At 52.0% G+C, this 24,673-nt stretch carries 19 protein-coding genes; 2 read left to right on the top strand and 17 right to left on the bottom strand.

Annotated elements, in window-relative coordinates; all coding sequences use genetic code 11:
* Positions 1–66: 66 nt before the first annotated feature.
* Both G364_RS0101135 and hppD read right to left on the bottom strand, forming a co-directional pair.
* Positions 67–1,440 (bottom strand): sodium-dependent transporter, encoded by a 1,374-nt coding sequence (locus tag G364_RS0101135; RefSeq protein ID WP_019933304.1) that lies wholly within the window; start codon positions 1,438–1,440, stop codon positions 67–69.
* Positions 1,441–1,578: 138 nt separating this feature from the next.
* Positions 1,579–2,655, bottom strand: coding sequence for a 4-hydroxyphenylpyruvate dioxygenase (gene hppD / locus G364_RS0101130; RefSeq protein WP_019933303.1), 1,077 nt, complete (start codon positions 2,653–2,655; stop codon positions 1,579–1,581).
* Positions 2,656–2,994: 339 nt separating this feature from the next.
* On the opposite strand from hppD, the gene G364_RS0101125 reads away from it, so the two are divergent.
* Positions 2,995–3,366 carry an endonuclease domain-containing protein gene (locus G364_RS0101125; RefSeq protein WP_019933302.1) on the top strand — a complete coding sequence of 124 codons (372 nt, stop codon included), beginning with the start codon at positions 2,995–2,997 and terminating at the stop codon, positions 3,364–3,366.
* 48 nt (positions 3,367–3,414) lie between these two features.
* Here G364_RS0101125 and G364_RS0101120 read toward each other — a convergent pair whose 3' ends face one another.
* Together G364_RS0101120 and G364_RS0101115 are read right to left on the bottom strand one after the other, a co-directional pair.
* Positions 3,415–5,412, bottom strand: a complete 1,998-nt coding sequence (locus tag G364_RS0101120; RefSeq protein WP_019933301.1) for a UvrD-helicase domain-containing protein — start codon at positions 5,410–5,412, stop codon at positions 3,415–3,417.
* Between the two features lie 9 nt (positions 5,413–5,421).
* On the bottom strand, positions 5,422–5,847 hold the full coding sequence (locus G364_RS0101115) for an Lrp/AsnC family transcriptional regulator (RefSeq protein ID WP_019933300.1): 426 nt from the start codon (positions 5,845–5,847) through the stop codon (positions 5,422–5,424).
* Between the two features lie 139 nt (positions 5,848–5,986).
* On the opposite strand from G364_RS0101115, the gene yjeH reads away from it, so the two are divergent.
* The gene (gene yjeH / locus G364_RS0101110; RefSeq protein ID WP_019933299.1) at positions 5,987–7,261 is read left to right on the top strand and encodes an L-methionine/branched-chain amino acid transporter; all 1,275 of its coding nucleotides are present in this window, start codon (positions 5,987–5,989) and stop codon (positions 7,259–7,261) included.
* A 176-nt stretch (positions 7,262–7,437) separates the two neighbouring features.
* Here the strand turns inward: yjeH and galE are convergent, their stop codons facing one another.
* The 13 genes from galE to G364_RS0101040 form a co-directional block, all read right to left on the bottom strand.
* Positions 7,438–8,451 (bottom strand): UDP-glucose 4-epimerase GalE, encoded by a 1,014-nt coding sequence (galE, locus tag G364_RS0101105; RefSeq protein WP_019933298.1) that lies wholly within the window; start codon positions 8,449–8,451, stop codon positions 7,438–7,440.
* Between the two features lie 87 nt (positions 8,452–8,538).
* Positions 8,539–9,717: an O-antigen ligase family protein gene (locus G364_RS0101100; protein ID WP_211212406.1), complete on the bottom strand. Its 1,179-nt coding sequence runs from the start codon at positions 9,715–9,717 to the stop codon at positions 8,539–8,541.
* Between the two features lie 34 nt (positions 9,718–9,751).
* Positions 9,752–11,131 (bottom strand): undecaprenyl-phosphate glucose phosphotransferase, encoded by a 1,380-nt coding sequence (locus G364_RS0101095; RefSeq protein ID WP_019933296.1) that lies wholly within the window; start codon positions 11,129–11,131, stop codon positions 9,752–9,754.
* 33 nt (positions 11,132–11,164) lie between these two features.
* Entirely contained in the window at positions 11,165–12,106 is a 942-nt protein-coding gene (locus G364_RS0101090) for a glycosyltransferase family 2 protein (RefSeq protein WP_019933295.1), read from the bottom strand.
* Positions 12,107–15,187, bottom strand: a complete 3,081-nt coding sequence (locus tag G364_RS16740) for a hypothetical protein (protein ID WP_019933294.1) — start codon at positions 15,185–15,187, stop codon at positions 12,107–12,109.
* A 47-nt stretch (positions 15,188–15,234) separates the two neighbouring features.
* Positions 15,235–15,978 (bottom strand): sulfotransferase domain-containing protein, encoded by a 744-nt coding sequence (locus tag G364_RS0101080; RefSeq protein WP_040614397.1) that lies wholly within the window; start codon positions 15,976–15,978, stop codon positions 15,235–15,237.
* Positions 15,979–15,988: 10 nt separating this feature from the next.
* Positions 15,989–17,305, bottom strand: coding sequence for an ABC transporter ATP-binding protein (locus G364_RS0101075; protein ID WP_019933292.1), 1,317 nt, complete (start codon positions 17,303–17,305; stop codon positions 15,989–15,991).
* Between the two features lie 142 nt (positions 17,306–17,447).
* Complete coding sequence (locus tag G364_RS16180; RefSeq protein WP_019933291.1) at positions 17,448–19,193, bottom strand: VapA family S-layer protein; 1,746 nt, start codon at positions 19,191–19,193, stop codon at positions 17,448–17,450.
* 446 nt (positions 19,194–19,639) lie between these two features.
* Positions 19,640–20,323, bottom strand: coding sequence for a sulfotransferase family 2 domain-containing protein (locus tag G364_RS0101060; protein ID WP_019933290.1), 684 nt, complete (start codon positions 20,321–20,323; stop codon positions 19,640–19,642).
* The gene (locus tag G364_RS0101055; RefSeq protein WP_019933289.1) at positions 20,323–22,473 is read right to left on the bottom strand and encodes a type II secretion system protein D; all 2,151 of its coding nucleotides are present in this window, start codon (positions 22,471–22,473) and stop codon (positions 20,323–20,325) included. The genes G364_RS0101060 and G364_RS0101055 overlap by 1 nt, the downstream gene beginning before the upstream one ends.
* The gene (locus G364_RS0101050; RefSeq protein ID WP_019933288.1) at positions 22,466–22,957 is read right to left on the bottom strand and encodes a hypothetical protein; all 492 of its coding nucleotides are present in this window, start codon (positions 22,955–22,957) and stop codon (positions 22,466–22,468) included. Before G364_RS0101050 ends, G364_RS0101055 begins: the two co-directional genes overlap by 8 nt.
* Positions 22,954–23,580, bottom strand: a complete 627-nt coding sequence (locus tag G364_RS0101045; RefSeq protein WP_019933287.1) for a hypothetical protein — start codon at positions 23,578–23,580, stop codon at positions 22,954–22,956. The genes G364_RS0101050 and G364_RS0101045 overlap by 4 nt, the downstream gene beginning before the upstream one ends.
* A complete protein-coding gene (locus tag G364_RS0101040; RefSeq protein WP_019933286.1) occupies positions 23,577–24,671 on the bottom strand; it encodes a PilN domain-containing protein in 1,095 nt (364 codons plus the stop codon). The genes G364_RS0101045 and G364_RS0101040 overlap by 4 nt, the downstream gene beginning before the upstream one ends.
* Between the last annotated feature and the right edge of the window lie 2 nt (positions 24,672–24,673).

The raw sequence follows: 24,673 nt of genomic DNA, 5'->3' as shown, positions 1-24,673 counted from the left end.
CCCTTCACTATTCCCTCTTCACACCTCACCTACTCGTCACTACTCCCTCTTCACACCTCCCCAGCTTTACCCCAAATTGGTATAAAACACGATCAGCACTGCAATGGGAGTAAGATAGCGCATCACGCCATACCAAATGCCGTGCCAGCGCTGGCCAAGCTCGGCGGCGGAGTGTGCCGGCTTCATTACCCAGCCGGCGAAAATGGCGGTAAGAAACGCACACAGCGGCATCATGATGTTGGCGGTAAAATAGTCGTACAAATCAAACAGTGTCTTGCCTTCAAAGCGCTCAAACATGCTGAGCGGCGCAAAGTCAGACCACATATTCAACGACAGCAGCGTAGTAATACCAATCAGCCAGGCCACAACACCGCCGCCAATGGCTGCTTTCACCCGGCTGATGCCCCGCTCATGCAGGTGGCTGACCATCGACTCCAGCATGGAAATAGACGAACTCCAGGCCGCAAACAACAGCAGCACAAAAAACAGCAGGGCAAAAAAGCTGCCGCCGGGCATCTGGCCAAAGGCCACCGGCAGGGTCACAAAAATCAAACCGGGCCCCGCACCCGCTTCAAGACCGTTAGCAAACACCACCGGAAAAATGGCCAGGCCCGCCAGCAGAGCCACACAGGTATCAAGAATGGCCACGGTAAAGGAAGTGCGCACAATCGACACATTTTTGTTGAGATAAGCGCCGTAAGCCATCATGGCACCGCTGGCCAGACTCAGGGTAAAAAAGGCATGGCCCAGCGCCACCAGCACCGCCTCGGCGGTCAGGCTGGAAAAATCGGGCCGGAACAAAAAGCCCACCGCCTCACCAAAATGCCCGGTGGTGGTGGCATAACCCACCAGGATCAGCAGCAGCACAAACAGCGCCGGCATCAGCTTGGTTACCGCCCGCTCCAGACCATGGCGCACACCGCCCGCCGACACCAGCACGGTTAACCCCATAAATACCGAGTGCCACAGCAACAGCTGCCCCGGCGACGCCAGCAGGTTATCAAACAAGGTACCCGAGCGTTCAGCACTGATGTTGCTCAGCTCACCGCTGGCCGCCGACACGATATAGGGCATGGTCCAGCCGGCAATCACGCTGTAAAACGACAGGATCAAAAACGAGGCCACAGTGGCCAGAATGCCAATGCCCACCCAGCCACGAGACTTGCCCTCGGCCTGAGCCAGCACCTGCATGGTGCCAATAGGGCTTTTGCCGCCGCGCCGGCCCAGCATTACCTCTGCCATCATGATGGGAATGCCGATAACGGCAATGCAGGCCAGATATACCAGCACAAAGGCACCGCCGCCGTTTTCGCCGGTGATGTAAGGAAACTTCCAGATATTGCCAAGCCCCACGGCCGAGCCCACCGCCGCCATAATAAAAGCGAACCGGCTGGACCACTGAGCCGGACTGGCACCGGCTCCCTTTACACTGTTAACCACACCCACTCCGTTTTTCGTTTTAGCCTGTTGGCATCATCAGCCACCCCGGCTAAAGGTGTAAAGAATGGCTGACAGCATGTCCTGCTATTTTGCCACCTTACGTTCAAATAAAAAACGGATCGGATTAAAAAATGAAGACTAATCCGCCTTCAGCACCCCTCTGCGTATCTGATCCTCCTCAATAGACTCAAAAAGCGCCTGAAAATTACCTTCACCAAAGCCCTCGTTGCCCTTGCGCTGAATAATTTCAAAGAAAATGGGGCCAATCACGGTATCGGTAAAAATCTGCAGCAAGAGCCCCTGCCCCTGAGTAGGCGCACCGTCCATTAAAATGCGATTGCGTTGCAAGCGCGCCACATCCTCACCATGGCCGGGCAGGCGATCATTCAGACGCTCATAGTAAGTGTCGGGCGTGCTCATAAAGCTCATGCCGCCGGCGCGCAGCTGCTCTACCGTGCGGTAAATATCCCCGGTGCCCAGAGCAATATGCTGAATGCCCTCGCCTTTATACTGGCGCAAAAACTCCTCAATCTGGCTGTGCTCGTCGGAAGACTCATTAATGGGAATACGAATTTTGCCGCAGGGGCTGGTCATGGCCCGGGAGCGCAGCCCGGTAAGCTTGCCTTCAATATCGAAATAGCGAATTTCGCGAAAATTAAACAGCCGCTGATAAAACCCGGACCAGGTGTCCATATGGCCGCGGGCCACATTATGAGTAAGGTGATCAATGCAGGTCAGCCCCACGCCCTTCGGGTGGCGCTCCACGCCCTCAATGGGGCGAAAATCCACATCATAAATGCTGTGATCACCGTATCTGTCTACCAGATAAATAAGCGAGCCGCCTATGCCTTCAATGGCCGGGATCTGCAACTCCATGGGGCCGGCACCAGACGGCACAACTTTGGCTCCGTCGGCCTGCAGCCGGCGAATGGCCGCCGCTGCGTCTTTCACACGAAAGGCCATGGCATTGGCACAAGGGCCATGCTCCCGCGCAAAGCGCGCCGCCTGGCTGTCGGGCTCGGCATTCAGAATAAAGTTGATATCGCCCTGACGATACAGGGTCACATTTTTGCTGCGATGGCGCGATACCGCCACAAACCCGAGCCGCTCAAACAACTGCGCCAGCCGCTCGGGCTCGGTGGAGGCATATTCCACAAACTCAAAGCCGTCAGTGCCCAGCGGGTTTTCCCACAGATTATTGTTACTCGCCGCCATAACGCCCTCCTCACCCGAACATGGCGGATTAAGTATAGAGGCGGGGATGAAGAATGAAGCCGGGGAGGAAATGAAGGTGTAAAGAAATGATTACAGACACCCCCTCCCTGCCTTCACCCTTAACAAGGGGGAGAGGAGCACATACTGTTCCCTCCCCTTTCCAAGGTGAAGGGTCAGGGTGGGGTTTGCCTTCAACCCCCTCCCACCCTCCCCCTTGAAAAGGGGGAGGAGCAAAACAGCGGCCTCCCCTTAAAAGAGAGAGAAGCACATACTGTTCCCTCCCCTTTTCAAGGGGAGGGCTAGGGAGGGGTTTGCTTCAGGTTCCACTACACTATTCCCATGAGCACCACCTTCAACCGCAAATCCCAGCTGCCCTTTCGCAGGGCACTGCGGCAAGAAATGACAGCACCGGAACGAATACTCTGGCAGCAACTCAGAGCCGGGCAAACCGGCGTCAAATTCCGGCGGCAGCACGGCATTGGCCCCTATATCGTTGATTTTTACTGCCCAAGCTTAAAACTGGTACTGGAAATTGATGGTGACAGCCACTTTTTGAATGAAGCAGCGCTGGCCTACGATCAGCAAAGAACGTTGTACTTATCCCGCTTGAGTATTGATGTGCTTCGGTTTACCAATCTGGAAGTCATGCAGAATCTGGATGGCGTGATGGCCGTGATTATGGAATATGTGCGTTCTTCAACAACCCCCTAAGAGAGAAAACCCCCTCCCAACCTCCCCCTTGAAAGGGAGAGGGGCTAATTACTTCCACCGGCTTACTCCCGAATATCCGCCTTCCAGCAGCTCCTTTACAAAAGGTGACGGCAGTTGGCTGTCGGCCAGCAGAAATACCTGCTCGCGGGCGCGGGTCAGGCCCACATAAAACAGCCGGCGCTCTTCGGCGTGAGGAAAATCTTCTTCGGCGGGCAGCAGTGCATCCAGCAAAGATGCCTGCTTTTTCTCAGGCGGAAAGCCGTAGTGGCCGCGGGCAAGGCCCAGCACAATCACACAGTCAGCCTCTTTGCCCTTGGCACCGTGCAGGGTCTGGGCGTTCAGGGTCAGGCCGGCAAAGCGTTTGCGCCAGCCGGCCAGCAGATCATCATCGGGCAGGCTAAAGCGAAAGCGAGACAGCACATACACACTCGCCTCGGGCCGCTGCGCCGCAATTTGCCCCAGCAGGCGGGCCACGGCATCCATGGTGTTATCGGCCGTAACCGGCAGCACATGCACACAGGGGCCTTCAGTGCGGGTAAGGGTGCTCAGGGTTTTGGGCAACTGCTGCGGATTGCGGGTAACAAAGCGGCTGGCCACCTTTTCAATCACGTTATTAAAACGAAAGGTAGTATCAAGGGCCGTTACTGCACTGGCTCCAAAAAAGTCGGCAAAGCCGGTGGTCACAGACACATCCGCCCCGGTGAAGCGATAAATGGCCTGCCAGTCGTCGCCCACGCAAAACAGTGCCAGCCCGGGGGCAGCCTTGCGCAGTGCCAGCAGCAGGCCGGCCCTGTGCTCAGAAATATCCTGAAACTCATCCACCAGCACATGCCGCCAGGGCACCACAAAACGGCCGCTGTACACCAGCTCGGCGGCCTGCTCTATCATGTCATCAAAGTCAATTTCGTTATGCTCGCATAAATGCTGCTGATAGCGCGCCAGCAAGGGCCGCACCAGTGCCAGCTGCTCAGCCTGTTCCGGGGTTAACTGCTCGGGCGCGCCATACAGTTTAAGCGCCGCCACCAGGGGGGCCCACTCCCGGGCCAGGCGGGCAAAATCGGGGGTTGGCACCGTCTGAAAACGATGCTGGCGCAGCCAGGCCAGCAGGCGCACGCCATAGCTTTCATCCCCGGCCAGTTGCTCCAGCCAGCGGGCAAACACACGCTGTTTGTGCTGCTCATTACCGGCCAGCTCGCTCAGTGCCGGAGCCCGCCCCGTGGCCTGCGTAATAATATTCAGCCCAAGGGCATGAAAGGTGCTTACCTGCACACCACGGGCATGTTCGGGCAGGCGCTGGCGCATTTCTGCCGCCGCCTCATTGCCAAAGGCCAGCAGCAGCACCTCATGAGCATCGGCCTGATGGGATGCCAGCAAAAACGCGGTGCGCGCCGCCATCACGCTGGTTTTGCCGCAGCCGGCGCCGGCCAGCACCAGGTTATGATCTTCATCGGTCACGCAGGCCAGACGCTGGGCAGCCGTCAGCGGATGGGCCTCCAGAGTATCAAACAGCGTTTTATGCTCTCTCAGCGCCTGCTGGCAATATTCCTCTGTGCACTGCTCACGCCAGTCGTCATTTGCCTGCTGCAGGGTGGCCACCAGCTCAAAGGCCGCATACACACGGTCACTCAGGCCCTCGGGCAGGGTAAAGGCATGCCACTGCACCGGCTCGTCTTCAAGCCACAGCTTCAGCTGCTGCCAGCGGGAATAGCGCAAATAACCCATTTCCAGCAGCGCCAGGCAGCGCTCCGCCAGCGGCAGCACCCGCGCCCCGTGAAACTCAAACCAGCCCAGCGCCAGCTGTTGTGCCAGCGCACCGGCCCGGGCAGCAGGCAGCCAGGCGCACACCAGCTGGCCGTCGTGGCAGTCCAGCACCAGCTGGCGAAACAACCGCCCCTGCTCCAGCTGCGGCGGGGCCAGCAGCTCATGCCAGCCCAGTGCATGCTGCTCATCCTTAAGATGTAACACCGGACCGTGCGCCGAAGCAGTTACCGCCACAAACGGATGGTTAAATAACCGGCCCAGCCAATGCGCTTTGCAAATAAACATAAAACGGCCTTAAGACAGGGTATTAATCACTTCGCCCAAAATCATGTGAGTGCGCACCGTTTTAATATGAGGTGTGTGCTCAATAATATGGCGAATGGCATCCAGCCGCTCCATTGACTCGGCTTCCACATACACCAGCATGTCGGTTTCGCCGCTGATGGTGTAGCACAGCTTAATTTCCGGCACGGCCCGCAGCGGCTCGGCATATTGCTCGCACTGGCGCACATGATAACAAAGGGCAAAATAAGCCCGCACCACGCCCTTGGGCTGCCCCACCCGGGCATGATACCCCTTGATAATGCCCCGCTCTTCCAGGCTCTTGATGCGCTCCGACACCGCCGAACGCGACAGGTTTACCTCACGGGCAATGCTGGCCACCGCCATGCGGGCGTTTTCCGTGAGCAAAGACAGAATTTTCTGGTCGAACTTGTCCACTGTTACCTCATTTTCACGCTGCCGGACAAACGCCGGGTAAAAGCGACGTTTTGCCGGCTGAAAGCAGCATAGTGCCAAGTGGGGTTGAAAGAATGTGGCGGTAATATATCAGAATTACTGAATACGGATTTAAAACTCGATGGGACGATTACATAAAGAGCTGGGCCTGGGCTACGGCACCGGCATGATGGCCACCTCGCTGCTGGGCAGCGGCATTTTTGTGGTGCCGGCAGTGGCGGCCAGCCTGGCCGGGGCCGACTCACTCTGGGCCTGGCTGTTACTCATGGTGCTGGTGCTGCCGGTGGCCTTTACCTTTGCCCGCCTGGGCCGCGCCTTTCCTCATGCCGGTGGCGCACCGCACCTTATTGGCCGGGCGCTGGGTCTGCCCATGGAAAAGCTCGCCGCCTTTTTGTTTCTGGCGGTGCTGCCCGTGGGCCTGCCCGCCATGCTCACCCTCACCACCGGCTTCTGGCATGCTCTGTTTCCGCTGAACAGCACGGGTGATCTGCTTATTCAGCTGGGCACCCTTGGTCTGGTGCTGGTGCTGGGCAGCCGCCCCAGCGGAGCCTCGGGCCTGGTGCAGTTATTAATTGCCGTGACCATTGTCAGCCTGCTGGTGGCAGTGTGGCTGGCAGGCGATCTGTCGGCCAGTGCCGCCGCCACCCTGCCGGCCCCGTCCACAGTCAGCTGGAGCGCCCTGCCCGCCGTGCTGGCGGTGATGTTCTGGTGCTTTGTGGGTCTGGAAGCCTTTACCCACATGGGCGAGGAATTTCGCCGGCCGGAGCGGGACTTTCCGCTGGCACTGCTGTTCGGCGTGCTGCTGGCAGGCTTTATCTATTTTGCCTACGCCATGGCGGTAGTAAAATTTGGCCTGTTTGGCGACGAGCGCACCAACACCACCTCATTCCCGGTGCTGCTGGCCATGCTGTTTGGTGAAAAAGGCCGCTGGGCCGCCGCCCTGGTGGGCTACGCCGCCTGCTTTGCCAGCCTCAACCTCTATGTGCAGGGCTTTGGCCGCCTGCTGTGGAGCATGGCCGACGAAGGCAAGTTGCCGGCAACCTTAAGCAAACTTAACCGCCACGGCGCACCCTTTGCCGCCCTGTGCTGGGTGGTGGCAGCCAGCGTCATTTGTGTGCTCGCCGCCTGGCTGTTCAGGCTGCCGCTGGAAACCTTAATGCGCTACGCCAACGGCAACTTCGTGCTGGTGTATCTGCTGGCCATGGTGGCCGGGGTAAAACTGCTGCAGGGTTTCTGGCGCGCCCTGGCCGTGGTGGCCACCCTGCTGTGCGCCGGCGTATTTATTTATCTGGGGCTGGAAGCCGGCTACGCCCTGGCCATGGGCGCAGGCTTTGTGCTGCTGCGGCGGGTTCGGCAACCCCAACCTGGCGTAACTGCTCCTCCCCCAGCCAAATAAACCCCACCCTAACCCTCCCCTTACAAAGGGGAGGGAATCAATCCGCTCCTCCCCCTTTTTAAGGGGGAGGTCGGGAGGGGGTTGAAGGCTAACCCCCCCCCAACCCTCCCCTTAGAAAGGGGAGGGAATAAATGCTCTGTGCCCCTCTCCCTTTCAAGGGAGAGGCTGGGAGAGGGTTAAACAAACCCATTTGGATTTTGCGATTGCCAGCGCCAGGCATCGGCCAGCATTTGCTCCAGGCTGCGCCTGGCCACCCAGCCCAGCTCCTGCTTTGCTCTGGCAGGATCAGACCAGCACTCGGCAATATCACCGGCGCGCCGCGGCATTATGGCATAAGGCACCTTACGTCCGGTTACCCGCTCAAACGCAGCCACTATTTCCAGCACAGAATAGCCCCTGCCGGTTCCCAGATTAAAAATGCTCACCCCCTTGCGGGCAGCAATATATTCAATGGCGCGCAAATGGCCGGCAGCCAGATCAACAACATGAATATAATCACGCACCCCGGTGCCATCTTCAGTCGGATAATCACCACCAAAAACAGACAGCCGCTCTCTCTGGCCAACGGCCACCTGGGTCACATAAGGTAAAAGATTATTGGGCACGCCACTGGGATCTTCACCAATCAGGCCCGACTCATGAGCACCAACAGGATTAAAATAGCGCAGCAAGGCAATGGACCAACGCTCATCGGAAGCCGCCACATCCTGCAGCATCTTCTCCACCATCAGCTTGGACGTGCCATAAGGGTTAGTGGTGCCGCCCACCGCACACTGCTCATTAATGGGCATGCTCTCGGGGCTGCCATACACAGTGGCCGACGAGCTGAACACCAGATTAAACACACCCGCTTCGTTCATGGCTTTTGCCAGCATCAGGGTGCCGTTCACATTCACATCATAATATTCAAGCGGCCTGGCCACGCTCTCGCCCACCGCCTTCAAACCGGCAAAGTGCATCACGGCGGTAATGGAATAATCACGAAACACCCGGCTCAGCAGGCTTGCGTCACGAATATCACCCTGAACAAAGGGCACCGGCTTGCCGGTTATTTGCTCCACACGCAGTAAAGACTCACGAGACGAGTTACAAAGATTATCCAGCGCCAGCACCTGATGGCCGGCGTTCTGCAGCTCCACAATGGCATGAGAGCCAATATACCCGGTGCCACCGGTTACCAGCACTGTCATTCACTTTCCTTTACATGCGTTAATTTAATCGGTCCGGCTTCGGCAAACCGTGCTACATCCAATGCCGTTGCCCCAATAAATTGGGGCCTACGTCCCCAAAGGGGCTCGTTCCATCGCCCGCAGGGTGCCCCACAGCACCGCCAGCCAAAAGGCATAAACCATTACGCCGCTGTTGTGGCCAAAAAACACCTGCGACAGGCCAAAATCCATAAAGGCCACGGGCAGAATAGCACCAGCGGTGGCTACCGCCCGCAGCTCCAGGTTAGTGCAGCTCAAGCGACGGGCAAACAGCTTCAGCGGCACCAGATACAACGCCAGCAACGACAAAATGCCCAACACGCCGCGCCGTGCAAAATTATCAAGATATTCATTATGAGCATGGTTATCGGCGGCAAACTGCATCACCCGGCCCGCATCCGCCAGCTGCTGCATGCCTTCATTATATCCCTGCCAGCCCCAGCCGGTTAACGGCTTTTCGGCAATCAGGGTTAACGCCCCCTGCCACATATCAAAACGGGCACCCAAAGAGGTATTACGATTGCCCTGCTGATATTGCTCAATATCCACAAAGGCCTGCTGCACCCGCTGCTGCACCCCGGTTTGGGGCAGCGCATACACAATCCCGCCCAGCCCCAGCAGCGCTGCCAGCGCCAGCAACACCAGCCGTCTTCCCAGCACAGCACCATAGGCGCGAAACAGCACTAAAAACACAAAGGGCAGGCCAATCCAGCCGCCCCGGCTGCCAGATAATAAAGAGCACAGCGCCCCACAAAGCGCCCCCAGCAACAACACAGCCACCCAGCGGCGGGCATTAGGCTGCACCGCTGCCCAGCCCAGACCGGCCAGGCAAAACAGGCCAAACAGCATGCTGATGTTGCCAAACTGAATCACATAAGTGTGGCCGGTGGCCCTTTCTATGCCCATCAACCACTTTTGCCAGAGCGCCCAGCCGGCAGTGGCCACACTGCCCGCCACCAGGCCGCTCCACAGCCAGCTCAGGCGGGGCGGAAAGGCCAGCACCAACAGCAGCACAGGCACCGCAAACAAAAACCGGCTGGGTCTGTCAAAGGCCGATGCGCCCGCCCCTTCCAGCGCCAGCTGCAGCATAAACAGCAGGGAGTAACCGGCCAGCACCGCCATCAGCAATTTATCTTCGCGAGTCAGGTTCAATGCCGGTCTACGCCACAACAGAGTCACACTGGCCAGCAATAACAAAGCTGCACCATAGGAATAACCACTGTCCACCACCAGAGCCAGTGCGCCCATCAAGAACACTGCAAAACTGCTGAACCAAGTGCGCTCAATAGGCATTTTTATTAATAAACCCTTTAAAAATCGTCCAAAAGATAATGCGCAAATCCAGCCACAGGCTCCAATTGTCTATATACCAGAGATCGTGCTCAACCCGGCCTTCCATCTTTTCTATGGTATCTGTTTCGCCCCGGTAGCCGTGCACCTGAGCCCAGCCGGTAATGCCGGGTTTAACCTTATGACGGCGCATATACGATTCAACCAGCTCTTTATAATACTCATTGTGCGCCAGCGCATGAGGCCGGGGCCCCACAATCGACATACGCCCCTGCAGCACGTTGTAGAATTGAGGCAACTCATCCAGCGAGGTGCGACGCAAAAAGGCACCTACAGGCGTAAAACGGCTGTCGTGGCGGCAAGCCTGTGTTACTCCACCGGTCTGCTCCTGATGCACCACCATAGAGCGAAACTTATACACCTTAAACACCTTGCCATTTACTCCAGTGCGATACTGTTTGAACAGCACAGGCCCAGGAGAGCTCAGCTTTATGCACACAGCAATAACAAGGCACACCGGCAACACCAAAATGCTGATAACACTGCCCAGCACGATGTCTTCCATACGCTTTAGAAAGTGGGCAAGCCCCTTCATGGGGGTCACACTCAAATCAAAGGCAAACTGCCCTGCCACTTCACTGGTGCGATGATTAAGCAGCTGCATATCCCTGAATTCAGGAATGAAACGCACCTCCACCATATGGTTGCGCAACGCCTGAAAAATGGATCGCACCGCCGCTCCCATTTCCAACGGCACACAAATCCACACTTCCTGCGCGCCAGAGGCTGCCACACGCCGGGCAAGATTAATCAGGTCTTCTTCGTTAACTCTCTCTTTCAGCCTTTGTATGCCGGCAATGCAATAGCCCTCTTCCGGGGCACTACGCATGCCATGGCCAGCCTTCAGCACATTACTGGCCGGGCCAACCAAAAAAACAGAGCGCACCGAGCGCCCCATGCGCCGGGCCTGCCGCAGCAGCAGCTGAATAATAATCCGCCCGGTAGCAGCCAACCCAAATGAAAACAACACAGTGCCACCCATCCATAAACGGGAGTAGCGGTCTGCTGCGTGTGTTATATAAAGAATAAAAGTGAACACCACCACCACGGCCAGCCACACCATAAACTGGCGAGCCAGTAGTGACGACAAGCGGGTAATGCGCCAACGCTCATAAGCGCCGGTTGCCGTATTACACAGAGTAACCAGCAAAATCATCATTACCGAGGCAAGCCAATAGCGATCAGGCAAGTCAATGTGGCCAAAGCGCCATGTGTGAGCTGCCACCGCCCCCGCCAGCAGGGCCAGTGCATCCAGCAGCGGCACCACCACACTGGCAGGGTAACGTTCAGTAAGGCTACGGGATGTGTTCATTAAAGCGTATCCGCAGAAAAGGCGAACGCCATTCTAGCAAAGCGGACGGCTGCGCTGCCACCAGCGCCGATGCATACTCAGTTTGCATATCAACCACAACGGCAGGCAACGATAGCCCCTGCCCAGCCGGTAACCCAGCCACTTCATGGCATTGCGCAGCAAAAAAGCGGGCAGCAGAACAAGGGCTTGCTCGCGACATAAAAAGTCAAATTCCGAGCGCATATAGCGCAGGCCCTCGCCTTCAGGTGCACCAAATTCTCTCAGCAACCAGGCCTCGGCAGCATGGAACACACCAATATCAAAATAGCGTGTAAACTCCTGCCACACCGTATAACTGTGGGAATGATAAACCTGCGCCTCTGCCACATAAGCCAGCTTACAGCCCGCCAGCAGCAGCTTGCCACCGGCATAGCTGTCTTCGCCCAGAATTAAATCATTTTTAAACCAGCCAATCTGCTCCAGAGCAGAGCGTCGGTAAGCAGCAAAGGAATTAGACAAAAATGCCGTTTTAATACCAAATTGCTTTCTGTTATCTAATCCACGCACATAAGAGTATTCGCCATAGTTAAACATGCGCAAATGGCGGCCAAATACATGGCAGCATTTATAAGGCAGCTGACGTCCATAAGCAGCTGCCACTTGCGGATCTGCAAACACAGCGGTTAACCGTTCAATATCGTCGGCCGATGCTGGTAAGGCATCCTGAGTCAAAAATATCACTACTTCAGCCTTAACCTGCTGCGCCGCCCAGCTGCGAGTGCCACCATGATCAAATTCACTGCTACTTACCGTGAGTATACGGCCAAGGCCAAATGCGGCCAGCTGCTCTGCGGTATCGTCCTCAGAGCAAGAATCTACAAACAACAGCTCCCGAACTTCGGCGCGCGTAACCCACTCTTTCAGAACAGGCAGTAATGCCGGCAAATAAGGCGCGGCATTAAACAGCGGAACCACCACAGTCAAACGCACAGTCACCTACACGGCCCTGGCTGGAGTAGTGGTTTGTTCAAAATCAGCGACCAATTCACCAAGCTGTGCCTCGCTTTCAGCAATCATCTGAGAATAGGTTTTGTTGTTGAATCCCCACAGAGTAGAGTCAAGTTCTTCTTTATGTCCGGCCAGAAAGCGTGCTGTAGTCACCGCTCTTACTCCATCATGCTGCTCAATAAACCTGTCAATTGTATTTTCGTCAGCATTATGATTGTGGTGATCCCAGTTTTGTAGCTTTTCATAAAAGCGGGAAGAGTAAACGTTCATCACCATACTCACCATGCTGTCAATGGTGATAAAGCGTTCACCCCTTTCATCGGTCACATCAAGAATCTGCAGTTCTTTATGCAACTGAGCAATAAGACCAGCAAATAAATCCCAGTCCTTTCTTGTATCAAGATGCTCCATCACCTGCTGATAGCGGTTCCAAAAGTCGGGTTCAAACTGAACATCGTCTTCACAAACAGTGATATGAGGTAAACCCGCATCTCTGGCTTTACGCATCAAGAACTTGTAGCTCAGGCCACAACCCACCCAACCCAGCCGGTGACGCAAACCCGGGAAGTACTCTATGTTGAAAATATTATCTTTATCAAAATCTTTCTTTCTTGATACTGTCTCAGGCAAACCAAGACAAACAAAGTCACCTTGAAAATGAATGTGCTTTGAAGCGACCTCATAAAACTCTTCAAAATCAATAATTTCTGCCGCAAGCAGCATGCGCATAAAGTAAAACTCAAACCAGTCCGGCTTTAACTCGCAGTCAGCGACAATCTCTTTGCGACGCAGCGCCCGCTCAGCACTGCTATTGTTAACCCAGAATGCAACGCGGCTGATCATGGCATCAATATCATTCACGGGTACAAAATCAACCCGGCTAAGCAAATCAGCATGCTCGTCCATATCTGAACCTTCTTCAGATACCACTATCTGTTGCTGACTCAGGCATTCATAAATTCGAGTGGTTTCGAGCAAGGCACCTTCATAATAGTGAATATTAACAATGACCTTGGCTTTAGCCATTTTCTCATAAAGCGCATCACCAAAAACATTACTGACAACTTCAACCGTGAAGTGCTCTTTAAGTTTTTCTATATAACAACGACGGCGTTCATTATTAACATCACCATAAAAAAGAACATCTACCTGTTCATTTTTTTTAACAAGCTGATGTTGCTTACGGTAGCCAACGGGAAGATAATAGAGCTGTTTGTATCCTATCCCTTTTTCAGCCTGTAAAAACTCAATATTTTTTAATGAGTAGTCAAATACACACCAGGCATTTTCAAGTGCACTCAGATAAGCATCGGTAAACCAACGGGAGCTGACCGACTGCTCCATCTGCCAGGCAACATAAAGCGGAGGTAAACGCTCAAACATCTGTGCACAGATCACAAAATGCAGTTGTTCATTAAAGCCACCTGCAGGCTCTTCAAAGATTATTTCGCTGTCTTTTCCGGCCTTGCTAAGTGCATCACTGATTAACAAGGCCAGGTAATGGCAATGGGGCGTAGTTAAAATAATGTACTTTTGCTCGCTTTCACCACAGGTGGCGTGGCTCATGACCGACTGAGAGCAATGAGAGAAATGTTTTAATCTCTCAACAGTGCCTTTAACACCATGCGCTTTATAGTAATGAAAAGCTTTGGTAATTAGTCTGGGGTTTCTGAGTGAGGCATCAAGCAGCGCCAAGGCTCTGCTAAGGTTCCGCTTAACAAAGGCGCTTTTATCATTACGAGCCAATTCTCCCATTTTTCTCAGGGGTCTGGTCAACTTCCAGGAACGGCTGTTCAAAATACTATCAGAAAAATCAGCCAGCCAACTCTTCTCGACAACAAGCCGTTCAACTTCTCGCCTTGCTTCCTGTAACTCATAAGATAATTCAATAATGAGTTCATCTTTACTATTTAGCTGATTATTTAAACACACTTCACGATCAGTTAAATATGTCAACTGAAGACTCAAATTTTCAACTTCAGACTCAAGATCGTTAATAGTAACAAAGCGTTCATTAAGCTCTTGCTCCGCAAGTTTATGATGAGAAACAACTTGCTCAACTTTTAATTTTAAGGGCTCAAGCTCATTTACATAATCTTTTAATTCCACAATCTGCTTATCAAGAGCAGAGATATGGTCACTTAATATTTCTTTCTCTTGCAAAGCAGAAGAAAGCTCAATCTTCTTTTCATTTAACCAGCGTGACTGCAAGCCAGCAAGATATAAAAGATCAGACTTTTTGTTCCTTGCATCAACAAGTCTTTTTATTTTCTTCTGACAGCCTTCATTATTAATGTCAAACTCATCATGCGCCAATGCAACAAGTAAGTGATATAATTTTACGTGCTCTGCAGTCACAGCGCCTGCTGCTTCAAACTGCTCAGCAGCAAAGTGACTATGGCTTAATTCAGGGCTAATAAAATCAGAAGCATATAATTTGAAAGCATCACTTTTGGCGTCAAACGTTAAGCCAGTAAGTGCCGACAGCCTCAACAACTGCTGCTCAGGAGCCTTGAGAATATTTTCATACTCAACCACCAGGCAGCGCTCCCCTCTGGTATACCACAGGCAAGACAGCATATAATTTTGCCACAAAGGCAGAGTCTGCTCTGGCAGCATATTGTCTCTTTTGGCAAGAGACTGCACTATGCTTAACGGATGGCGAGCAGCAATAATATAGAAAACATCAAGACCAAGCAGATCAAACACCTGCTTCCAGAAAGGCAATAACACAGACATGCGCGGATCTTTAAGCCCAAAACACGCGGTATGCTGCATTTTCTTTTTAAGCAAAGCCACCGCCCCAGGCACATAAACACGCACCTGTTCACTATTGCAAAGCTCAGGGCTAATAATGGCCAGATTGTCCCAATCCAGGCCCAGCACGCTCATCAGCTCAACATTAAATTGCAGAATTTCTCTGTCTTCCCAAAAGCCTTTGGCATTAACTTGTGCATTTGCTGGTAAAAGGTTATCGCCTAAATCTACACCCAGCACTTGCAAGCTTCTGGTCAAGGCGCTGGTTCCGCTACGGTGCATTCCCAACACCACCACTAACTGCTTGGTCATCTGGTTTCCTGTTATGCTTTAGTTGGTTTTATAAAGAGTTGCTTTCATTAAAGCTTTATTCCGTAACGCCGATATAAACGAACACGTTCAGGAAAGTAACTCAACCTTAAAAAAGTAAGTAAAAGTCGTTGAAAAACGCTTTTCTTGTACTCGCCAGAAAAAACCTTACGCGGCTCGCAACAAAAACGCTCCACACCCAAGAATTCAGCAACTTTATTCAATGAGCCATAATGATCATAAACAAGATCATTATTTCTCAATATAAGAACCTGTTCTTTTTTAAAATTGTCAAATATAGCATCTAACTGACGGCTATAATAACCTCTGCTTCTATAGCTAAAAGCGCGCCAGGCAGAGCTGAAACAGCGAGGCTTACTGTCTTTTTTTAAACGATGGTTTTCTATTAACAAGGCTGAAAGAAAAGAAAAACGCTCACTACCCTGTCGCTTTTGCATGTGAAAATGTGACAAAGCCCGCTCTGCGGGGTCACGAAGCAACACTATTACTTTAGCGTCTTTGTTATATTGCAACAGCTGGCGAGCAACGTCGGAAAAAAACATATAAACCGGCGTTGCATCACAGCGGTAACGCTCTCCACCATAATGAGAAAAGTGCTGAGAATACGCTTCGTCAATCTCTTCAGCACTCATGCCTGGAGCTGCTTCATGATCAAAAATATGCACCTCTTTATTCTTAGCCACGCAAACATCAGGGTGCAAAGACATAAATTCGGCTAAGGCGGTAGTTCCCCCTTTCTGAGTGCCGACAATAAAAAGGTTAACCTTTGGCATATTTATAATCTCAAACTTCTTCGGCCATAAAGCCAGCACACAAATCAATCATTCCGGTAGCATCTTCAGATTCGGCAATCACCTGAAACATGGCTACATCAACCCCTCTGTGTAAAAACTCACGCTCACCATTAATCAGTGCAGAGCAGCCACAATTAAGAAAATAAGTGCCATTTCGCAATGCACATACAAACTCAAACTTAATGGTAAAACAACTGCCAGCCGCCACAAACGGAATGCGATGCTGATGATTTCGGGTGGTTGTAGCACCGCTAATGGGTATGCCACTCAGCGTTTTAATCATCATGCCAAAACCAACTTCAAACGCATCCTGTTCAAAGGTGACATGATAACAATAACGGTAGCGCTGGCCCGACTCCAGCAAATTAACCTTTTCGCCGTTTAAATTCTGTAAATGAGGTGCACTAAGCACAGCACCGCGAGAGGAATACCAGACAGTGGTTTCGGGTTGCAGTTCTGCATTAAAAACCGCTTCAGAGATAACAGGAGCAGGTGAATTTTCAGACTCTTCATCTGTAGGAACATAGCTGTCAGTATGGCCAAATTGCTGCAAATGCAGACGAAAACGCTCTCGCTCCCCCTGCTCCATATGCAACAGCTTATGATAATGATGCACCACCTGCTTGGGCTCACCTATCATTAACATCTCACCATGGTCCAGCAACACAGCACGATCACACAGCTCAATAACCTGGCCGGCAGAGTGAGAGACAAACAGCAAAGTAACACCTGCGGCCTGTAACTGTTTAAGCCTGGCATAACACTTTCTTTGAAATGCTTCATCACCCACGGCTAACGCTTCATCCACAATTAATATCTGTGGGTTGCTGTGAATAATGACCGAAAAAGCCAAACGTAACATCATGCCACTGGAATAGGTCTTTACCGGCTGCTCCAGAAAGTCGCCAATGCCGGAAAACGCAACAACCTGATCAAAAGAAGCATCCACTTCCTGCCGGCTCAGGCCCAACAGCATGGCATTAAAATAGACATTTTCACGGCCGGTAAACTCGGGATTAAAGCCAGAGCCCAGCTCAAGCAGCGCCGCTACCCGGCCTTCTACGGTTACCTTGCCGCTGTCTGGCTGCATTACTCCGCAAATAATTTGCAGCAGGGTCGACTTACCCGAGCCATTATGGCCCACAATGCCGATGGTTTCCCCTGCTTCAGCATGAAAGCTGATACCTTTAAGCGCCTGAAAATAAGGAACATTTACAGAGTTAAACAGGTGCTTTTTAATCAGCGCCCAGGGTGACTGGGTAGTCACAAACGACTTGCATACCTGCTCTACCCTGATAACCGCCATATAAACCGCTCTTAGCCCCACAAAAGGAAGCAGTATACCAGAGCACAACAGCCATGTTGAGCCGGCAAAAATAGTGCCTGCCAAAATTTGGCAGGCATAAAAAAAGGGAGCCGAAGCTCCCTTTGCAACAAACCAATTATCTTTACAGAGTAAAGTCAACCAGATTGCCGTTGTCACCGTCACGCTGGTTAACGTTACGGGTACCGTTCTTGATGTCTACGCCTTCAGAGTTGGACTTCTTGATAGCCACTTCACCCTGGTTGGTCTGCACTTCAAAGATGAAGCGGGCCTGGTGAGAAGGAGCGATCTGAATGCCCAGGTCTGCAGCAACAGAAGCGGGGGTCAGGGTAACAGCACCGCCGCTGGGCAGGGTTACGTTTTTCAGCAACTGACGGTCAGCGCGAACAGTACCTTTACCACCCTGGTGGGCACCGTGCTTGTCGTACTCAACCAGAGTTACCAGGATCTTGCCACCGCTGGTACCCAGACGGTTGGACACATCACGGATGAAGATCTTGTTAGCGGAAGAGCTACCGGTGGTGATGGTGTCAAACTTCATGCCGTCACGGTCAACAATGATGATGTTGGCCAGGTTAGCATCGAACGGGTAGTAAGAGTCAGTTTCGTTAGCTTCTGCTTCCAGAGTTTCACGGTTGAACTGACCGATATCAGCAGTAATGTTGTAGTTACCACCGTTGATGGCACCGTTGTTCTGAACGTCACCATAACCCGGGCGAATGTCGTTGTTGTTACCAGTGTTATCACCATTGGTAGAGCCAGTAGTGCCGGTACCATCATTCGGAGTGAAGTTATACAGAATAGACTCAATAACCTGAGAAGGCTGAGTCGGGCTCTGCAGAGTACCTACAGTATCAACCAGACGACGAGCGGTGCCGGCAGAGGTGATTTTCCATTCAGTGGCAGTACCATCAGCTTTCAGCAGGAAGTTTTGAGCATTACGCTGGAAACCAGAGAAATCACCAGTCATGGTCAGACGAACCTGACCTTTCTGAATGTTCTGGTTGCTGGTTTCGTTAGCAATTACGAAACGACCAACGATGTCAGTGTCTTCACCTTCATAAGAAGGGCGGATTGAATCATAGCCATCGTGGTTAGAGGCTGCGTTGTTCAGACCCAGCTTGTAGTTTTCAAAGAAGGTATCAACCAGCGCAGTGGCCTGGCCCTGTTTGGTGCGGGTCAGAGAATACAGCTCAGCAGACTGATCAAATACAACCGGAGTTTCCAGAATGTCGTGAGTGTAAGAGCCGTTTTGCTGGGCACCAACAGTCAGCAGCACATCTTCAACGTCGGTGTTGTAGGCTTCAATCAGACGGAAAATGTTATTACCTTCAGACAGGTTCACATCTACACGGGCGTCGGAGAAAACGGCAGTTTCAACGTCGTTTTTCAGAGCAATACGCAGGCGGCGGCCATCTTTGTCCAGGTTATGAACGATAGTGGTATAACCATTGTCCAGAGTAGTCTGGAAGAAACGCTCAAGTTCAGCAAGAGCGTTAGAAGTCACAACAGACTCAGAACCACCCAGGTCGGTAGAAACAGCCAGACCGTCCAGAGAAGCAGCGTTGGGAGCATCGGTAGTCAGCCACTGACGAACTTCAGGTGCGTTAAAGGTAGCACCAGACTCTTCGTTGATTTCAATTACCAGGAAACCATTGTTACGCAGCTCGCGGTCAGCAGGCACAGTACCGTTGTCAAAACGCAGTTCTACGTCCTCAACAGCAGTAGAGAAGTCCAGTGCAGACTGCTTGGACACGTTGGCAATCTTGGTGATCTGCCAGGAGTTTTCATTAACGATATCAACATCAGCAAAAGCAGGAGCAGTTGCAACCATAGAGACCGCTGCAGCGATCAGAGTCTTTTTAAACATTATTGTTTCCTTTTGGATCCATTTTGCTTTTTGGAAATGAGTCACTTACACCACTGCAAGCGCTCCCTGTTCCTCATCAACCTTCGGCGCACTGTGAAGGTCACAATGATAAGCATATGTAACACAGCACCCCGAAGTGCGCGCAGTGAGGATAGTAGAAATCTGGCGCGAGTGTCAACAAGCTAAGCGCTGAAAAATTTCGTCTTGCATCACCTGAAAGACTCACTCAGATCACATTTATTGCAAAACGCAAAAAAAATGACGCCATATCTAGATCCAGAAGAAATTTCAATTAGCTTTTATGCTAAAAATAAGGAATATAGGAGGATTTTTGCGACAAAATCCCGCACTACTAAAATGTAAAAAAAGCCCCAATCGAGCCCCTCAGGCTTTATCCATTTATTAACAACACGGAAACAAAAAAGCGGACCCTGAGGTCCGCTTTTTTAGTTAATGTGATGTCTTTTTGCCCGCCTTCGTAGTGCCTGCTCATAAAGCTGCATATCTGCGGCATGAAAGCGCTCCACAGCTTCTTGTATGCTTGGAGGCAGCTGCTCACGGGCTTGACCGCCGCTGGTCACATTCACTGTGTGCTTGTTAACAGGGTGTTTTAATACATACTGAGAGAAGTAATCCATATCTTCACTGTAATGCTCTGTTATGCCCACAAAACTGAAGTTACTCTGGGGAAACCCCCACAAATACTGAGTGTAAATGTTACGAAACTGCTTACTAAGGCAAAACTGCTCCAATGACCATTTTTCTTCTATCACTCGCTTATGGTGCGGCGCTGAAAGCATGGGATCATAGGTCTGCTGCCAATAATGATAATGAGATATCAACCGTTCAACAGGATGGCGCATCCAGGTAATAAAGGTACAAGGCTCACTATCGGCCAGTGGCAAATATTTCACCGGCAAAAAGTGGCCATGAATACAATCATGGGCTTCTACTCCCTGCTCAGCCACAGCAAGCGCTGATGACAGCACTTCTCTGTGTCGCTGCACAGGTGGCTTGCTGATGCTTCTGTCACCATAATCACACAGCAGGCGCTCACCAAACACCTCTTCCAGCGTAGTTCTGAAGCTGGACCCTGCAGTTTTAGGCAAATGAAGAGAAATCAGCTTCATCAGCTTTGCCCTTGCGGCTCAAACGGGTTCCAACCTGTAATGGTACGGAACTCATTGGTATAGAAGCCGGCGTCTTCCCGGGAGTTAATCACATAAGGCGTGATCAGCAGTACCAGCTCGGTAATGTTAACGTCGTCTTCCTGAGACTTGAACAAATAGCCCAGTCCGGGAATATCACCAAAGAAAGGCACCTTGCGCTCTGTGGTGGTGGTGTTACGCCGGATCAACCCCCCCATATATACAGTGTCGCCGCTGTCGGCCAGCAGCTTGGTGTTAAGGGAGCGGGTTTGTATGGGCGGTGTGTCACCACCGCCACCGGTGCCGGGAACACTTACTTCCTGACTGATAGTCAGCTCCACCAGGCCATTCTGGTTAATGGAAGGCGTAATATCCAACGTCAGGCCTACAGAAATATACTGAAATGTGGCCACTTCCTGGTTGTTATCAGAGCCGCCAATCTGGCCGGTTTTCACCGCTATCTGGTCACCCACGTTAATGCTGGCCGACTCCTGATCCAGCGCAATAATGCGCGGCGTAGACAAAATACGCGCCTGGCTATTAGTCAGAGCGGCGTTCAGCCGGGCGGTTACATCAGAGAACACACCCGTCAGGTTAAGAAAGCCAGAGCTTGCCAGCGCACTGGTGCCGCCGGTTATGTCACCGTCAGTAATATCCCAGGACACACCCAAACTGGTGCTGTCTTGCAAAGACACCTCGGCAATAACAGCCTGCAGCAGCACCTGCCGCGGGCGCTGATCCACAAACTTGAGCAGTTCCACCAGACGCTGATAGTCGCTGTAGCGACCGGTAAAGATCAGTGCGTTACGCTTGGCATCCACCACTACTCTATATTCATCAGTTACCACGCTCATGCTCTGGGCGCGGGCATTATTGTTATTATCACGCATGCCGCCACGGTTGCCGGGCAATGGATAGGTGGGCGTCACCATATTGGTGTTGTTGCGCTCAATCTCTTTGTTTGCATTGGCCAGCAGGTCAACACCGGGCTGCTCGCCCTCGCCCATTTCTTTCTGGGCACCAAAAATAGCCGACACCACCTCCCAGGCGTCTGCTGCTTTGGTGTTCTTCATATAATAGGCATATACGCCATCGCCGCTGCCCACTGGTTTAGGCCGATCCAGCCGCGTTACCCAATCTTGGGTATAATCCAGCCAGGCCCGGGTAGATGATGAGATCAGCAGAATATTATTGGACATGGGCACCAGCACCACACCGTTATTGCCTTCTTCTTCATACACCGGCACGCCGGCAGCTTTCAGTGCACGCTGCAAATCTTCCATCAGCTCTTGCTGAGTAAGATAAGAAGGCTGCACCACCGTCATATGGCTAGATACCCGTTTGGGTACGTCAAGTTTTGTCAGCAGCTGATGGATTTTCTCAATATCATCCCGTCGAGAGATCACCATAAGGGCATTCAGGTTGTTCTGAATAAGCACAGTTCCCTGGCTCTCGCGCACAATACGCTCGGCCATGCTGCTGGCTTCAATCATGGGCAAATAGTAAATAGGAATAATCTCTACCACGTTGCCATACTTCAGCTTGGGACCCACTGTTTCAGCCAGCAGAGAAATATTCCCTTTTTCGCCCTTGGAAGAAGGAATCACCGTAACCAGACCATCAGAAACCGTCAGCATCACGCCATTTACCTGCAGGGCTTCTTCAATCAAGCCCAGCATACGATCACTGCTCACCGGCTGGGTTACCCGCAGGGTTACCAGCTGTTCATTGTTTGCCAAAGACTCGTCAACAATATAATCCAGCCCCAGCACGTCCCCCAGCGCCAGGTTAATAAAATAGTTAAGCGGCATGCCATCGGCATTAATGCTTACTTTTTCTTCAGGCAGGGCAATGTTGTTACGCTCAGCAGTGCCAGACTCAGCCTGTCGCAACAAGGGTGCTGCCGGCACATTGCTGCGCGGATTAATAAAGCGCCCGCCCTGGCCAGACAAGGCACCTTCAGTCTCGTTTACAATCACCTGGCTGGAGGCATCACTCATTTTGGTGGCCTGCACGGGTTTTACTGTCATATCTGGCTGAGTAACACAGCCAGACAACACCAGACCGGAGAGCACACAGAGCGCCAACTTGCTGTATGCGGGGGTATATTCCTTTTTACTAAATTTACGCATCTGTAGAAACCTGGTTCAGCTTGTCACTGGAGGATGGGAAAATAACAAAATCGCTGGTGCCATCAGCAGTGGAAATGGTGACGGTATAGTCATTAATTGCCGTCACTTTAGCAACCTCATTCAGGTTGTCGCCCACCTGCACCATTTTCTTGGTCTTGCCGATCAGAAAAACAGCAAATTTCTCGCTGCCACGGGTAATAATGGTGGTCAGCACCGGCTCGGAAGAGACCACTTCTTCTGCAACTTCCTGCTTTTCTGCTTTTTTATCTGCATCATTTCGGCTGCGTCCGCTCACAAACAGGTTGCCCGGTGCCAAATCTGGCCAGGGCTCATACTCGTTCAGCGCAAACCGAAAATTATTGCCACTGGCCGCATCGTCTTCCGCATCACTGCTAATAGACCAGGCAGTCACCACAGTAGCCAGCACGGCACAGGCTGCAAAGCCGGCAATCAGCCTTATATCAAACGGCGTTAACAGGCTCATCTTAAACGCTCCTGCTGCTTAATCTGATCAAGAGCCAGCTTTCGGTATGAAATGAACTTGCCCGAGAGCTTGTATTTAGCCTCGCCTCTCACCTGATAAGGGATCATCTCTATCTCATCGGGAATAATAATGATGTCTGCATCGGCAATACGATACAGGAAGTCCATCAGACTCTGGCTGCTGCCTACAAATCCCCACTCGGTATGAATGCGCTCGCCCAGCCAGCTTTCATAAGCACCATCGCCAAAACGGCGTGACTCAAAAGTAATGTTCAAGGGGTTAAAAATGCCCTCAAGGGTGCTTAATTGCTCAGAAATAGCACCATTATAGGTGCGCGCCTGCAGCAAATGGCTCTGAGCCTTTTGGTGAATGGCATCCACTTTTTCACGAATAGTGTTCACGCTGTCGCGCTTGGCGTTTAACGACTCAAGTTTAATCAGCTGCGCCGAGTCTACTTTAATGGTGTCAATAAACTGGCCACGCCACTGCATATAAGGCAGTACCAAAAACATAAACACCACAATCAGCAAAATGGCCAAGCCCGCCCATTGCACCAGAGGGCTAGACAGCTCACGTTTCAGTTCTTCCTTGTTCTTAAGGGGTAAACGGTCAATGATATTCATGAGTTTTTCAGCCTTACTTCTGCACGAAACACCTGCATGCCCTCATTGTTAAAGGTAATTTCCCCCAGCAGGCGGGCAGTATCTACCGTGTTCATGGAGGTCAGGCTTTCAAGAAACTGATTACTGTCGGTGGCCGCTCCTCTCAGTGTTACCACGCGGTCTTTATAAGAAATACGCTCAATTACCACCTCTGGAGACAGCGCTTTCAGCAGCTCATCCAAATAGCCCACCAGCTGCTGCTGCTGGTTCAGTGCAGCATTAATCTGGTCCATATTTTTAGACACATCCTGAAAATGGCTGCGCGCATCCAGCACATCCTGCACCTCGGCCTGCAGCACATTTACCTCGTCTTTAATGGCACTATGCTTGCTGTTCAGCCAGGCATAATCCAGCCCCATATAACCCAGCCATAGCACAGACAACACCCCAACAGCACGATAAAGCGGCACAGGGTTGGTGAGGTCGAGCTTGTCGGCACGCTTGCCGGCTTGCAGCACACGCCAGCTGGTGTTTGGCTTTAACTCACTCCATTCCAGATCAATACCAATGTGCTCAGCGTCATTGGTAAAGCACACCACCTTGTCGCGCTGGCAAGATAGCACCAAATGACGCTGGTGCGCCATGCGCAACGATCCAATGCGTTCAATCACATCCAGCGCAGACACAGTGCAGGTAAAGGTGGCGTTATCTTCTTTGTAAAACAGCACACTTTTCTGGCCTGTTGCATTCATCATGCCCAGGTAATAAGCCATGGCCGGAACAATATGCGTAATGCCATCGGCAAACTCTGCCTGCTGCTTTTGCCAAATCCATACCGACACCTGCCAGTGGTGGCTTATTTCGTTAACCAGATAATAAAAATCATAATCCGGCCACTCCACCAGGGTTTTCAGCTCATTTTCTACACAGCCGGCAATGTCGTCTTTGGCAATAATGTCGGTTTCATACTGAAACTGCTTGAACAGGCACACACTCTGGGGCACCAGGCCAATTACCCGATCAAAACGCCCCACCTTGCCAGCCGGCGTGGTTGGCTTGCCAGAGCAGGACAAGGGCCACAGCAAGTGCTCTTTCTGAATTTTATTTAACACAA

Source organism: Oceanimonas smirnovii ATCC BAA-899, from assembly GCF_000381965.1.
Lineage (GTDB): Bacteria > Pseudomonadota > Gammaproteobacteria > Enterobacterales > Aeromonadaceae > Oceanimonas > Oceanimonas smirnovii.
The sequence above is the reverse complement of the archived record's forward strand: the minus strand, read 5'-3'. Positions and strand labels throughout refer to the sequence as shown.